11 protein-coding genes and 1 tRNA gene are annotated in these 16,230 nt (G+C 23.3%); 4 read left to right on the forward strand and 8 right to left on the reverse strand.

What is annotated here, in order from left to right; genetic code table 11:
- Positions 1-8: 8 nt before the first annotated feature.
- The 7 genes from leuC to RJX12_RS02420 form a co-directional block, all read right to left on the reverse strand.
- Positions 9-1,409: a 3-isopropylmalate dehydratase large subunit gene (leuC, locus tag RJX12_RS02390; RefSeq protein WP_343192157.1), complete on the reverse strand. Its 1,401-nt coding sequence runs from the start codon at positions 1,407-1,409 to the stop codon at positions 9-11.
- Positions 1,410-1,412: 3 nt separating this feature from the next.
- A complete protein-coding gene (leuB, locus tag RJX12_RS02395; RefSeq protein WP_343192158.1) occupies positions 1,413-2,513 on the reverse strand; it encodes a 3-isopropylmalate dehydrogenase in 1,101 nt (366 codons plus the stop codon).
- A gap of 472 nt (positions 2,514-2,985) precedes the next feature.
- Positions 2,986-4,551 carry a 2-isopropylmalate synthase gene (gene leuA / locus RJX12_RS02400; protein ID WP_343192159.1) on the reverse strand — a complete coding sequence of 522 codons (1,566 nt, stop codon included), beginning with the start codon at positions 4,549-4,551 and terminating at the stop codon, positions 2,986-2,988.
- Between the two features lie 524 nt (positions 4,552-5,075).
- The gene (locus RJX12_RS02405) at positions 5,076-7,061 is read right to left on the reverse strand and encodes a UvrD-helicase domain-containing protein (protein WP_343192160.1); all 1,986 of its coding nucleotides are present in this window, start codon (positions 7,059-7,061) and stop codon (positions 5,076-5,078) included.
- Between the two features lie 108 nt (positions 7,062-7,169).
- A complete protein-coding gene (ilvC, locus tag RJX12_RS02410; protein WP_343192161.1) occupies positions 7,170-8,651 on the reverse strand; it encodes a ketol-acid reductoisomerase in 1,482 nt (493 codons plus the stop codon).
- Positions 8,652-8,833: 182 nt separating this feature from the next.
- Positions 8,834-10,690, reverse strand: coding sequence for a dihydroxy-acid dehydratase (ilvD, locus tag RJX12_RS02415; protein WP_343192162.1), 1,857 nt, complete (start codon positions 10,688-10,690; stop codon positions 8,834-8,836).
- A 172-nt stretch (positions 10,691-10,862) separates the two neighbouring features.
- Positions 10,863-10,936 (reverse strand) — tRNA-Trp (locus RJX12_RS02420).
- Positions 10,937-11,291: 355 nt separating this feature from the next.
- Between RJX12_RS02420 and RJX12_RS02425 the strand changes: the two genes are divergently transcribed.
- The 4 genes from RJX12_RS02425 to fdx all read left to right on the forward strand — a co-directional run bounded on the left by RJX12_RS02425 (position 11,292) and on the right by fdx (position 13,958).
- Positions 11,292-12,506 (forward strand): IscS subfamily cysteine desulfurase, encoded by a 1,215-nt coding sequence (locus tag RJX12_RS02425; RefSeq protein ID WP_343192163.1) that lies wholly within the window; start codon positions 11,292-11,294, stop codon positions 12,504-12,506.
- A 36-nt stretch (positions 12,507-12,542) separates the two neighbouring features.
- The gene (iscU, locus tag RJX12_RS02430; RefSeq protein ID WP_343192164.1) at positions 12,543-12,920 is read left to right on the forward strand and encodes a Fe-S cluster assembly scaffold IscU; all 378 of its coding nucleotides are present in this window, start codon (positions 12,543-12,545) and stop codon (positions 12,918-12,920) included.
- A gap of 152 nt (positions 12,921-13,072) precedes the next feature.
- On the forward strand, positions 13,073-13,579 hold the full coding sequence (gene hscB / locus RJX12_RS02435; protein WP_343192165.1) for a Fe-S protein assembly co-chaperone HscB: 507 nt from the start codon (positions 13,073-13,075) through the stop codon (positions 13,577-13,579).
- Between the two features lie 58 nt (positions 13,580-13,637).
- Positions 13,638-13,958, forward strand: coding sequence for an ISC system 2Fe-2S type ferredoxin (gene fdx / locus RJX12_RS02440; protein ID WP_343192166.1), 321 nt, complete (start codon positions 13,638-13,640; stop codon positions 13,956-13,958).
- A gap of 51 nt (positions 13,959-14,009) precedes the next feature.
- On the opposite strand, the gene der is transcribed toward fdx, so the two are convergent.
- Positions 14,010-15,371, reverse strand: a complete 1,362-nt coding sequence (gene der / locus RJX12_RS02445; RefSeq protein WP_343192167.1) for a ribosome biogenesis GTPase Der — start codon at positions 15,369-15,371, stop codon at positions 14,010-14,012.
- Between the last annotated feature and the right edge of the window lie 859 nt (positions 15,372-16,230).

Raw genomic sequence — 16,230 nt, forward strand, 5'->3', positions numbered from 1 at the left:
TACCTTTATTAAAGTTCTCTGATATCTACAAAATGACCAAATACAGCTGCTGCTGCTGCCATGGCAGGACTAACTAAGTGTGTTCTTCCATTTCTTCCTTGTCGTCCTTCAAAATTTCTATTACTTGTAGAAGCACATCTTTCTTTAGGATTTAAACGATCTTGATTCATACCTAGACACATAGAACAACCAGGTAACCTCCATTCAAAACCAGACTTAATAAATATTTTATCTAATCCTTCTTTTTCAGCTTGCAATTTTACTAAACCAGATCCAGGTACTACTATAGCATGAACATTTTTAGCAACATATTTATTTTTTATAATTTTTGCAGCTATTCTGAGATCTTCAATACGTGAATTAGTACAAGAACCAATAAACACTTTATCTATCATAACTTCTTTCAAATTCATTCCTGGAGTTAAACCCATATAAATTAATGCTTTTTCAGCACTATTTTTTTGAGATATATCTGTAAATGAATTAATTTCAGGAATATTTTCATCTATTGCAATCACTTGGTCTGGTTTTGTTCCCCATGTAATTTGAGGTGATAAATTAGATATATTTATAGATATTTTTTTATTGAAATAAGCATTTTTATCTGATTTTAATGTATTCCAATAACTAACTGCTTTTTCCCAATTTTCTCTTTTTGGACTATACAGTTTATTTTTTAGATATTGATATGTAATTGCATCGGGAGCTATTAATCCTGATTTAGCCCCCATTTCAATTGCCATATTGCATATAGTCATACGTGATTCCATACTTAATTCTGAAATAATATTTCCACAAAATTCAACTATATATCCTATCCCACCAGATGTGCTCATATGTCTTATTACAGATAATATAATGTCTTTAGCAGAAATCATTGAATGATTCACAAAACCTGTAATTTCAATTTGCATTGTTTTGGCACGTGATTGCCTTAATGTTTGAGTAGCTAGTACATGTTCTACTTCTGAAGTACCAATTCCAAATGATAATGCTCCAAATGCACCATGTGTAGATGTATGTGAATCTCCACATACTATTATCATACCTGGTAAAGACATTCCCAATTCGGGTCCAATGATATGTACTATACCTTGTAAAGGATGATTTAAATCATATAATTTAATATTAAAATCTTGACAATTTTTACGTAATTCTTGCATTTGTATTTTTGCCATTTTTTCAGCTTGATTTATATCACGATTTATTGTAGATACATTATGATCTATAGTAGCAAAATTTTTAGCAGGTTGTCTTACCATTCTATTTTTTAAACGTAAAGCTTGAAAAGCTTGAGGAGAGGTTACTTCATGAATTAAATGTAAATCAACGTATACAATAGTAGTTGAATTTTTTTCTTCATGTATAACGTGTTTATCATAAATTTTTTGATATAGAGTTTTTTCCATTATTTAAACTCTCTCTTGTAATATATTAGCAATAATGTTTCCCATATCACTAGTACTAGTTATATTTGAATCATTTTTGTTAGTCATATCTACAGTTTTATAACCTTTTTTTAAAGCATGAAATACAGCCTGTTCTATTTCTTTTGCAATATTATCTAATTTCATTGTATATCTTAGTAACATAGCTACTGAAAGTATTTGTGCTATAGGGTTAGCTATATTTTTACCTGCAATATCTGGAGCTGAACCACCTGCAGGTTCATATAAACCAAAATTTTTTTCATTTATACTGGCTGACGGTAACATTCCAATAGAACCTGTAATAATAGCACATTCATCAGATAATATATCGCCAAATAGATTAGAAGATAAAATAACATCAAATTGGGAAGGATTTTTTATAATTTGCATAACAGCGTTATCAATGTATAAATGAGATAATACCACATCAGGATATTTTTTAGCAACTTTTTCTACAGTTTTTCTCCATAATACAGAACTAATTAATACATTTGATTTATCAACAGAAGTAACTTTAAAATTACGAGTTCTTGCTAATTTAAAAGCAATATCAGCAATTCTACTAATTTCTGATTGAAAATATCTTTCGGTATCAAATGCTTGATTATTTATTTTATGTTTAATTAATCCTCTTGGTTTGCCATAATATATACCACTAATTAATTCACGTACACATAAAATATCAAATCCTTTTATACTAATTTCATGACGTAAAGGAGATAAATTATGTAATTTAGGATATAATTTTGCAGGTCTTAAATTGGCAAATAAATTAAAATGTTTTCTTAATGGTAATAGAGCAGATCTTTCAGGTTGTTTGAATATAGGTAAGTGATTCCATGAAGGACCTCCTACAGAACCAAAAAGAATAGCGTCTGATTGTTCACATCCTATTAATGTATGTTTCGGTAAAGCTGTATTATATTTATTTATAGCGATACCTCCAATGTCATATTCTTTTAAAACAATATTTAACAAATATTTTTTTTTTAATATTTCTAAAATTTTATATGCTTCTTGCATTATTTCAGGACCAATTCCATCGCCTGGTAATACTGCTATATTATATTCTCTTAATGTCATTCATACCTCTTTACTTTTGAATTTTATTTTTTTATAAATATTTTTTATAAAAATATATATTGATATGGTTGTATATGAATATATTTATGTATAATTTTATAAAAATTAATACAAATAAAAAAATTCATTTGATATATTAAATATCATGATATTTTTAATAAAACATAATTTTTTTGATATAAAATTTCGTTATAAAAGTATTTTTATATCTGTAATTATATTTTTATAATTTTAAATAAATATTTTTTATTTAATAACAATTAATAAAATATAAATAAAAAATAAATATGTATTATTTATATAAGTTTTCAATTATTTTTTTAATATTTTATATGTATATAAAATATTGTTATAAATTTTTATTTTATCAAAAATATTTTGTTAGAGATGATATTTTTTTACATATATAGTGAATTATGGAATATTAAATAATTGTAATTAATGAATAAAATTAAATTATAGATTATAATAGTTAGTTTTTTAATGAATGTTGATGTGAATTTTTTATTAATTTTAAGAAAACTTTTTGTGATTTCCATATATCATTTAAAACATGAATAATAGATTTAATAAAAGATTTAAAAATATTATGACTCGTACCTATACCATAAAATTTTCTCTTTTTATATATTATAGTAACATTTACTTGTCCTGAATTCTCTATTTTATTACCTTCAGAAAATAACGTTATTTTTTTTAATGTCATAGATAAATTAGAGATATCATTTAATATACTAAAAATTGCATGAAAAATACCAATTTTAGTTTGAATTATTTTAGTACGTATATTTTCTCCACAACTTACTTCTAATTTTACTATAATGTTACCAGTTAATTGATAATGTATATCAAAATTTTTTAAGTTAAAATAATTTGTATTGTATTCTATTGGATCAATAAAAGCTAATGTTTCTAACTCATAATCAAAAACTTGTCCTTTATTATCTGCTAACTTTAAAAATGCAGTATAGAGAGACTCTATATTATATTCTGTTTCGTTATAACCCATCATTTGCATATGATATTTTATAGCAGCACGTCCAGATCGGGATGTTAAATTTAATTTATGTTTTTTAAACCCAATACTTTCTGGAATAATAATTTCGTAATTTTTTCTGTTCTTTATAATTCCATCTTGATGAATTCCTGATGAGTGAGAAAAAGCATTAGATCCAACAATAGCTTTATTGGAGGGAATGAAAACTTGACAAACGCGGCTAATTATTTTACTAGTTTCATATATTTTTTTGTGATCAATATTAGTATATACATTTAATAGATCTTCTTTTATCTTAATAGCCATAATCACTTCTTCTAAAGCTGTATTTCCAGCACGTTCCCCAATCCCATTAATTGTACCTTCTATTTGTCTTGCACCAAATTGAATAGCTGCTATAGAATTAGCAACTGCCATGCCTAAATCGTTATGACAATGTACAGAAATAATGGCTTTATTAATATTAGGAACTGAATTATATAAATGTTGAATAACTTTACTAAATTCATTAGGTGTAGCATAACCAACAGTATCAGGAATGTTAATAGTTGAAGCTCCTGCTTTTATAGTTTGTTCAACAATATAACATAAATTATCAATAGGAGTTCTACTGGCATCTTCGCAAGAAAATTCAATGTCATTTGTATAACGTTTAGCATATTTTATTGAAGATACAGATAATTCTAATATTTCTGAAAAATTTTTTTTTAATTTAGATTGTATGTGCAATGGTGACGTACCTAAAAAAATATGGATACGAAAATTTTTTGAAATTTTCATTGCTTCTGCTGCAGCATCAATATCTTTTTTTACACATCTTGCTAAACTACATATTTTACTTTTTTTTAATACTTTAGAAATATTAACAATAGCATTAAAATCTTCTGGTGAAGAAATAGGAAAACCAACTTCAATAATATCAATGTTTAATTTTTCTAAAGCTAAAGCAATTTTTAATTTTTTTTCTATATTTAAACTAGTTCTTAAAGATTGTTCTCCATCTCTTAAAGATGTATCGAAAATAATAATTTTTTCTTTCATTTTATTTTTCCATTAATTTTTATATTTGTATTTAATAATAAATAAACTATTTCAGTTAAATTTTTTTTATTAAATATATATAATAATATATGATGATTGATTAATTGTAGTTATATATATTTTCCACTTAATTAATTATTTTTTAGTTTAATTGAATTAAATTAATATAATAGATTGTGAATTGTAACATAATCTAAAAAATGAAATAAAAAATGAATTAGATAACGAGTGATTATTAGTAATATAAAAAAAGATAGTAAATATTTAATACAATATTGTATTTAATTAATGTAAAGTACAAAAAAATTAAAATAAATTATTAATATATAAAATATTAATGCTGTCGATTATTTTCGTATAAGAGGTAATAATTTTATTTTCTTACTTAAATTATATTAATTTATTAGTAGAGATTAATTGATTGAATTATAGGTATATAATAATTTAATTATATATTTTCTATATTTATAATAATTTATTTTTTTTAAAATAATTTGTTATTTATATTATTTTTTTATCTAATGCTAAATGAAATATTTTTTACTAATATTTTTATAAAAATTTATATTATTTATTTGTATCCATGATACCTCATTTTGAGGTAGTTCTAACAAGAATCTACTAGGTTGTGGATATACAGAAGTTCCAAATTGATATCTTTTTTTACAATAACTAAAAAACAATTCTTTTTTAGCTCGAGTAATACCAACATACATTAATCTTCTTTCTTCATCTACATTACAATTAAGAACTGAATAATGAGGTAAGATACCTTCTTCCATTCCTGTCATAAATACAAAAGGAAATTCTAATCCTTTAGATGAATGCAATGTCATTAAGTGTATTTTATTATGAATATTATTATTATAAATGTCACTATTATCATTTTCAATAACATCTCTCAATGTAAATTGAGCAATAACATTAGATAAATTTGTTTGATTTTTAGTATCTTGATTTTTTAACATTTGATTTATCCATGAAATAAATAAGTCAATATTTTTTATTTTTGTTTTATTTAATTCTATATCTGATGATTGACTTAATAGCCATTCTTTATATTGTATATCGCATACAATTTTATTTAATACAGTAGTAGGTTTAAATTTTACTATCTGAACAATTTCTTTAATCCATTGGGCAAAATTTTGTAAAATATTAATACTGTTTTTATTTAATATATTATTAATTTCTGGATTGAAAATAGATTGAAAAAGACTAATTTTATTTTTTTTTGCTAATGCAGTTAATTTTTTAACTGTAATGTTACCAATTTTACGTGAAGGAATATTAATTATTTTTGTAAAAGCATAATTATCATTTAAGTTAGTTATGAAACGAAGATATATAATTAAATATTTAATTTCAGGACGATTTAAAAATGTAACATTAGAAGAAATAGAATATGGTAGTTGGTTTTGTATTAAAAATTTTTCGAAAATTTTTGATTGATAATTATTACGATATAAAATTACATAATCTTTATATACAGTATTATGCAAATAACGATGTGATATAATTTGTTGAATTATTTGTTTTGCTTCTTCTTCCTCATTATCCATTACTAAAATTTTTATTTTTGAACCATTTTCTAATTCAGAAAACAATTCTTTTTTACAAAGATTTGTATTGTGAGAGATTAAAAAATTTGCAACTTTTAAAATTCTTTTTGATGAACGGTAATTATGCTCCATTTTAATAATTTTTAAAGTGGGATAATCTTTTTTTAAGTTTAAAATATTATTTATTTTAGCACCTCTCCAAGAATAAATAGACTGATTATCATCACCTACTAAAGTAAAATTAGCATTAGTACCACTTAATAATTTAATTAATTTATATTGTAACGTATTTATATCTTGGTATTCATCAACTAATAAATATCTAATTTTTTTTTGCCAATTCGATTTAATTAAATTATTATTTTTTAATAAAACAGTTGGTAATAAAATAAGATCATCAAAATCTAAAATGTGGCAAGATTTTAAATAAGAATAATAACGTTTATAACATTGAATAAACTGTATTTGTATATTTGTAGTTATTTGTTTATTTATTTCATTGGGATATAATAATTTGTTTTTACAATATGAAATAAATAATAATAATTTTTTAAATAATTTTTTATCATTTTTAACATAATTAATGCTTAAATCTTTAATTAAGATCAATTGATCTTTTTCATCTAATATAGAAAAATTTAAAGGTATTCCTAATGCTTTATGTTCAGATTTAATAATTTTTAAACCTAGACTATGAAATGTAGAAATAGTTAATTTATTTATTTCTTCTGTTAGTATTTGTTTTTTAATACGATTTTTAATTTCTATAGCAGATTTGTTATTGAAAGTAAGAGACACTATATTTTTTGTTTTATAACCACATATGTTTATTAAATAGATTATTTTATTAATAATAACTTTTGTTTTACCAGAACCAGCTCCTGCTAATACTAAACAAGGTCCATTAACAAAATGTACCGCTTTTTTTTGATGATAATTAAGATTCATATAATAAATGTATACGATGTATTTTATATAACAATAAGTAGAATATTAAATGTATTTAAATACATTTAATATTATTATGTTTTATATAGTTTTGAATTTATTTAATAATTAAATACTATTATTTATAGAATAAGTAGTCATACCATTCATGTAACTACGTAATTTTCTACCTATAATTTCAATAGGATGTTGATAAATTTTTTGATTAATATGTTCTAAATCAATATTACTAATTTGTTTATAAGATATTTTTTTACCTAAATCGCTTGGATGCAATTGTTTTATATAATTTTTAAGTAATGGAATAGCTGATTGTGTAAATAAATAATTTCCGTATTCAGCAGTATCAGATATTACTTGATTCATTTCATATAATCGTTTTCTTGTTATTGTGTTCGCAATTAATGGTAATTCATGTAAAGATTCATAATAAGCTGATTCAGCTTTAATACCTGATTCTACCATTACTTCAAATGCTAATTCAATTCCAGATTTTAATATAGCAATCATAAAAATACCATGATCAAAATGTTCTTTTTCATTAATTTTTTCTTGAATGTTTACATATTTTTCAAAACTAGTATTTTTTGTTTGATTTCTCCAATATAGCAAGTTTTTATCATTTTTGTTCCAATCTTTTATCATTTCAGCAGAAAAATTTCCTGAAATAATATCGTCCATATGTTTTCTAAATATAGGTAAAAAAATTTTTTTTAATGAAGTAGATAATGAGCATACTCTAATTTTAGCTGTATTTGATAATCTATCTAACATTAAAGTAATTCCACCATATTTTAAAGATGTAGTTAATATTTCCCATCCATTTTGTATTAATTGTCCAGCATAACTTGAACGAAAACCTTGATCAATTAAATGTTCATAACATACAATAGAAGCTGATTGTAATAAACCGCATAAAATAGTTTGTTCTCCCATTAGATCTGATTTTACTTCTGCTATAAAAGAAGAATGCAATACTCCAGCACGATGACTACCTAATCCTACTGCCCATGCTTTTGCAACTTGTAAACCTATTTTATCAGGATCATTATCGGTATGTACAGCTATTAAAGTTGGTACTCCAAAATTTCGTTTATATTCTTCTCTTACTTCTGTTCCTGGGCATTTTGGTGCAACCATAATAACTGTAATATCTTGTCTAATTTTCTGACCTATTTCTACAATATTAAAACCATGTGAATAACCTAATATTGAACCTTTTTTCATTAATGGTTGAATATTTTTAATTACTTCAGAATGTTGTTTATCTGGTGTTAAATTAATAACTAAATCGGCATGTGGTATTAAATTAATATAAGAGTCGACTTTAAAATTATTTTTTTTAGCTTGCTGCCATGATACATTTTTATTAAGAATAGACTGTTCTCTTAACGCATATGATATATTTAGTCCAGAATCACGTAGATTTAAACCTTGATTTAAACCTTGAGATCCACAACCAATAATAACAATATTTTTATTTTTTAAGTATGTAATTCCATTAATAAATTCATTCATATGCATGAATGTACATTTACCTAATTCTATTAATTTTTCACGAAAGTTTAATGAATTGAAATAATTAGTCATATTTTTCTTTTTTAGTTTATTTAAAATAATTTAATATTATCATACAATGAATATATTAAAGAATAAATTTTATCTATAATTTAAAATATTAAAGTTAAAAAATTATTTTAGCAATAAAATTAATTTAATTTAGTTAATTGACATAATATATATATATATATATGAATAAAATTATATATTATTTATAATACAGAAATTAGTTTACTTTTATCACGTACAGCACCTTTATCAGCACTAGTAGTAAAATGTGCGTAAATTTTTAAAGAAAGTGATATATTTCTTTTTCTAGTTATCGGTGTGTATGCGTACACTCCTCTTGATTCTTCTTTTTTAATTCTAATATTTAGTTCATCTTGTGTAATATGTAATTGAATAGTTCGATTAGGAATATTAATAGATATTAAATCACCATTTTTTACTAGAGCAATAATACCTTTGTTAGCAGCTTCAGGAGAAATATGACCTATTGATAAACCTGATGTTCCTCCTGAAAAACGACCATCTGTTATTATGGCGCACTGTTTATCTATATTCATAGATTTTAGATAAGTGGTAGGGTATAGCATTTCTTGCATTCCAGGCCCGCCTTTTGGACCTTCATATCTAATTACAACAATATCTCCTGGTAAGATTTTATTACTTAAAATTGCTTTAACAGATTCGTCTTGACTTTCATAAACTTTTGCGAGACCTTGAAATATCAAATTATTTTTATCAACTCCAGCACTTTTAACAATACAACCATTTTTTGCTATATTCCCATATAATACTGCTAAACCACCATCTTGGTTGTAAGCATATTTACATGATCGAATACATCCGTTTTTCCGATCATTATCTAATGTATTCCATCTAAAATTTTGAGAAAAAGGTTTTATTGTTTTAATACCCATAGGTCCAGCTTTAAACATTTTAAGAATTTTATAGTCTTTTGTTTGAATGATATCATATTTTTTCAATGTTTCTTTTAAAGTAAAATTGTTTATATTATGTACGCTAGTATCTATTAATTTTGCACGATCTAATTCTCCTAAAATACCCATAACTCCTCCTGCTCTGTGAAAATCTTCCATATGATATAAATTAGAACTAGGAGCCAATTTACAAATATGAGGTGTTCTTTTTGCAAGAAAATCTATATCTGATAAATTAAAGCGTATTTTTCCTTCTTGTGCTGCTGCTAATAAATGTAAAATAGTATTAGTAGAACCTCCCATAGAAATATCTAACATCATTGCATTACGAAATGATATTTCATTTGCAATATTTCGAGGTAATGCATTATGATCGTTAAATAAATAATAACGATTAGTTAAATTAACAATTAATTTTCCAGTATTTATAAATAATTCTTTTCGATCTATATGTGTTGCTAATATAGTACCATTACCAGGTAAAGCTAATCCTAATGCTTCAATTAAACAATTCATAGAATTTGCAGTAAATAATCCAGAACAAGAACCACATGTTGGACAAGCTGAATTTTCTATTTTTTTTATGAATTCGGTAGATTTATTAGGACTAGCTCCATAAGTAATTGCATCTACTAAATCTAATTTTATATTTTTTTTATTGATACTTATTTTACCAGATTCCATAGGTCCACCAGAAACAAAAATACATGGTATATTTAATCTTAGAGCAGCCATTAACATACCTGGTGTAATTTTATCACAATTAGAAATACATACCATTGCATCAGCACAATGAGCATTAATCATATATTCAACAGAATCTGCTATTAATTCACGTGATGGTAAAGAATATAACATTCCACTATGTCCCATTGCTATTCCATCATCTATAGCAATAGTATTAAATTCTTTTGCTACCCCTCCACAATTTTTAATTTCTTTAGCAATAATAGAACCTAATTTACGAAGATGAATATGTCCAGGTACAAATTCTGTAAATGAATTTGCAATTGCAATTATTGGTTTATTAAAATCTGTATCAGACATGCCGGTTGCTTTCCATAAAGCTCTTGCTCCAGTCATGTTTTTTCCATGAGTAGTTGTTCTAGAACGGTATTCTGGCATAAATATTCCATAATTTTTATATTTTTTATTAAAAAGATATTATATTAACTGGATTATTTTTTATGTAATATTACTATTAATTAATTTTATATTTTAAATTTAATTAAATAATAACTTAATTCAAAAAATATTTTTTTGATTAAATATTTTTTTAAAATGTTATATTTATTTTCAGGGGTGGAGGGATTTGAACCCCCAACAGTCGGTTTTGGAGACCGATGCTCTACCTATTTGAACTACACCCCTAATTAATTATTTAGTATAATATTAATAACATTTTACCATTTTATATTAGTGAAGTCTATTTATTAATAGTAAAATAAGTACTACATTGAAATAGAGTCTTATTTTAGTCATATATAAATAATAATCTTTATTTAATATAAATATACTTTTTAGAAAATTATATTTTTAAATTAATTAAATAATGATAGAATATTTTTTAATATTCTATTTTTAAAAAATATACGTTAAATAAATTATTTCAATATATAATTAGTAATAATATTCATTATATCATTAATTAATTTATTATTTTAAAATAAAATCTACGTTTTTTATATTAATATATATTCATGTATTTTTTTAGGTGTGTCAATTAATGAAATTACCAATTTATTTAGATTATGCGGCTACTACTCCAGTTGATTTTCAAGTATCTAATAAAATGATTAAATTTTTAACATCAGATGGAATATTTGGAAATGCTGCATCACGTTCACATGCTTTTGGTTGGCAAGCAGAAGAAGCTGTAGAATTAGCTAGAACTAAAATAGCTAATTTAATTAATTCAGATTCTCGTGAATTAATTTTTACTTCGGGCGCTACTGAAGCTAATAATTTAGCGATTAAGGGCATATGTGAATTTTATAAAAAAAAAGGAAATCATATTATAACAGTTTCAACTGAACATAAATCTGTAATAGATACTTGTAGAGTTTTAGAAAATCATGGTTTTTATGTAACGTATATTAATCCTCTAAAAAATGGTTTGATTAATTTAGAAGATCTTAAAAATTCGATTAATAAACAAACAATTCTTGTCTCAATAATGCATGTAAATAATGAAATTGGTATAATACAGGATATTTGTAATATTTCTAAAATTTGTCGTTTAAATAAAATATTTTTACATGTAGATGCTACTCAAAGTGTTGGCAAAATACCCACCAACGTTGAAGTTTTAGGAGTAGATTTAATGTCATTTTCTGCTCATAAAATATATGGACCTAAAGGTATTGGATGTTTGTATATTAGGAGAAAACCTCGAGTACGTATTTCTGCTTTAATACATGGAGGTGGTCATGAAAGAGGTATGAGATCTGGTACTTTGCCTGTTCATCAAATAGTAGGTATGGGCGAAGCTTGTTCTATAATAAATAATTGTATAGAAAAAAATATTAAATATGTAACGAAACTAAGAGATACTTTTTGGAATGGAATAAAAAATATAGAATCAGTTTATTTAAATTCAGATTTAAAATATGGATCACCTTATATTATTAATATTAGTTTTAGTTATGTAGAAGGTGAATCATTAATTATGGCATTGAAAGATTTAGCTATTTCTTCTGGATCAGCATGTACTTCAGCAAGTTTAGAGGCATCATATGTTCTTAAAGAATTAGGTTTAAAAGATGAATTAGCACATAGTTCAATACGTTTTTCTTTTAGTCATTTAACAAAATTAGAAGAAATTAACTATGCTGTTAAGTCAATTCATGAAGCTATTCATAAATTACGTAATTTGTCTCCATTGTGGGAAATGTATAAATCAGGAATTGATTTAAATAATGTGAAATGGAATCATAATTAATTTTAATAATAGTCATTAATTATAAGGAAAATTTGTATGGCTTATAGCAAAAAAGTGTTGGATCATTATGAAAATCCTCGTAATGTTGGTTCTTTTTCTACTATTGATTCTACTATTGGTGTTGGCTTAGTGGGAGCACCAGCTTGTGGTGATGTTATGAAATTACAAATCAAAGTAGATAATGGCATTATAAAAGACGCGTGTTTTAAAACATATGGATGTGGTTCAGCTATTGCTTCTAGTTCATTAATGACAGAATGGATTAAGGGAAAATCTATTAGCGAAGCACAAAATATAAAAAACACTAAAATAGCTAAAGAACTAGAACTACCTCCAGTTAAAATTCATTGTTCAATTTTAGCCGAAGATGCTATTAAAGCTGCTATTAAAGATTATCATAGTAAAAAAAAATAAATTTTTACTCATTATATAAGTGTATACGTGTTGAGTATTAAATAGTTTACTCAGCACGTAATAGAATTATCAATTTAAATAACAATATATATATTTTATAATAATATTATTCTTATTGTGAATTTGAAAATAAGCGATAATTTGAGGACGATATGAATTATTTTAATCTATTTAGTTTGCCTCAGATATTTAATATAGATCTTACAGTTTTATCTAAGAATTTTTATCAATTACAACGTAAATTTCACCCTGATCTCTTTTATAATTGTTCTCAATTAATTCAAAAAAAAATGCATAATCAATCTGTTGTAGTAAATCAGGGATATGAAATATTAAAAAATTATCTAAAACGTGCTGAATATTTGTTACTGTTAAATGACATTAATATTCAAGATCCATCATATACGATATATGAAAAAAATTTTTTAATAGAACAGTTTCAATTTTATGAAGAGATTGAAGAATTAAAACGTTCTTCTTTAGATTTTAAATTATATAATGATTTATCTAATCGTATTGATTTTAATATTAGAAAATATGAATTAGAAATGGAAAATTTTTTTATTTTAAAAGATTGGATAAATGCTTCTAATATAGTACGTAAATTATATGTTTTTAAAAAAATAAAAAAATACTTAAATTATTTATTAGAAAAATAAATATAATTGATTAATTAAATCTAATATTTTTAATTTTAAAATTAAGGACATTTAAATTATGCCAAAAATTAAATTTTTACCTCATGCTATTTTGTTACCAAAAGGTGGTGAATTTGATGCACAAGAAGGGGAAATTATTTTAGATGTTGCTTTAAGAAATAATGTAAATATTAATCATTTCTGTGAAAGATCGTGTGTTTGTACAACGTGTCATTGTATTATTAGAAAAGGTTTCACATCTTTATCGGATTGTGAAGAAAAAGAAGAAGATATTTTAGATAAAGCGTGGGGTTTAGAAGTAGAAAGTAGATTAAGTTGTCAAGCAAGAGTTGGAAATAAAGATTTAGAAATAGAAATACCATTACAAATTTATAAATAATTTTATGTTCTTATTGAAATTTCTATTTTGATCTATAATAGGTGTGTTTTTTTATTTAATATATGGATTTTTAGTATCTTTAAAGTGTAATTTTATACATGAACCTATTAATTTTAATTCATTTTGATAGTAATTTTTAAGATATTTTATGTAAGATAATGTTAGATATTTTGTTTTTTTTCCATGAATAACTATAATTAGCGGGCTATAACCTCCAGAGTGAGCATATTGTAATTTTATTCGACTACCATTAATAAAAGGTGTATCATTTTTTTTAATTGCTTTTTTTAAAATAATTGTTAATTCAGAAGTGTTAAATTTTTTAGTATTTGATTGATAAGTGTCTTGTATTGATTTAAATATTTTTTTTATTCCAAATTTATGAATAGCAGAAATAAAATGTATTTTATAAAATTTTATAAATCTCAATATGTAATGAGTATTTTTTTTTAGTTGATTTTTTTCTTGTTTGTTAAGCAAGTCATATTTATTAATTATAATTATAATAGATCTACCCATTTTAATTATTGTATTACATAAAGTTAAATCTTGATGAGTTATGTTTTCATATGCATTAATTACCAATAATACTATATCTGTTTCTTTTACGTAATTTAAGGTATCGTTTTGAATAATTTTATCTAAATTATTTTTTGGTTTATGTATACCAGCAGTATCAAAAAAAGTGAGTGAGTTATTAAAATTTTCCATAGGTATTTTAATAGTTTCACGAGTTGTACCAGGTTGATTATGCGTAATTAATCTATTCTGATTAATTAAACCATTGATTAAGGTAGATTTGCCTACGTTAGGTTTTCCTATAACTGCTATTTTAATAGTATTTTTATTGGAGATAACGTTTTTTATTTTTTTTATAGAATTAATATTTATTTTTTTTATATCTTGGTTAGTTTCTTTTTTTAATGACGGGATAATGTATTGATTTAATAAAATATGAACATCTTCTTTTTTAAGTACTGAAAGGGCATGTATATTTTTAAAACCCAGAACGTAAAATTCAATTTTTGCTATATTTGAATTTATTTGATTATATTTATTTACTAATAGAATAGTTTTTTTTTGGTATATACGAATCATATTAGCAATTTCTTGATCTTCTGCAATTAATCCTTCTTTACTATTAACTACAAATAAAATTAAACTTGCTTCTTGAATTGCTACGATGGTTTGTTGTAGTATTTTTTTTTCTATTTTTTTTGTAGAAGATTTAATTCCAGCTGTATCTATAAAGTAGTATTTTTCTCCTTTTACTATGATATTTCCATATTTTCTATCTCTCGTTAATCCTTCAAATTTATTTACTAAAGCATCATTTGTTTTTGTTAGTTTATTAAACAAAGTTGATTTACCAACATTCATACGTCCGATTATTGTAATAACATTAGATTGCATAATTATAAATTTCGTATATTAAATAGTTAATTAAATGATATTTAAAATAATTTTTTATTTTTTAGTTAAATTAACTATAAACTCAATTTATATTAAGTCAATAGTCTTTTTTTATTTATGTTTTTATAATAATTTTAGACATAAATTATTATATTTCAATTATGTATAAACTTTATTTTTTACATGCAAATAATTTTATTTTTTGACCTATTTTTTGTACTAATTTATAGACATTTTATTGTGTTTTTAGGTAGTTTTATTTTTACATGCAAATAATTTTATTTTTTGACCTATTTTTTGTACTAATTTATAGACATTTTATTGTGTTTTTAGGTAGTTTTATTTTTACATGCAAATAATTTTATTTTTTGACCTATTTTTTGTACTAATTTATAGACATTTTATTGTGTTTTTAGGTAGTTTTATTTTTACATGCAAATAATTTTATTTTTTGACCTATTTTTTGTACTAATTTATAGACATTTTATTGTGTTTTTTTTTAAAAAATTCGTATTTTTTTATATTAATGAATACAAATAATTTTTTAATAAAAAAATAGGAAATTTTTTATTAAATTTAGTGAATAAAAAAATACTTATACACAGTTAATTCATATAATAAATTCTTTATATATCAATGATATGTAAGAGTTATCCACAGGATATTCTTTCTCTAATAAGAATATATTATTTACTCGTTTTATATTTATCTTTAATTTAAAACTTAAAGAAAACTTCATTTTCTTTTTTTATTTTTTTATTCTCCTAAACTAAATATATATCTTCCATATTGTTTTTATTTTTTGTATTATAAATAAATTATTTTATATATTTTTATGTTGTGGTAATAAGGTTGCTAT

The sequence above is a fragment of the Buchnera aphidicola (Formosaphis micheliae) genome (genome assembly GCF_039403185.1).
GTDB lineage: Bacteria > Pseudomonadota > Gammaproteobacteria > Enterobacterales > Enterobacteriaceae > Buchnera_C > Buchnera_C aphidicola_B.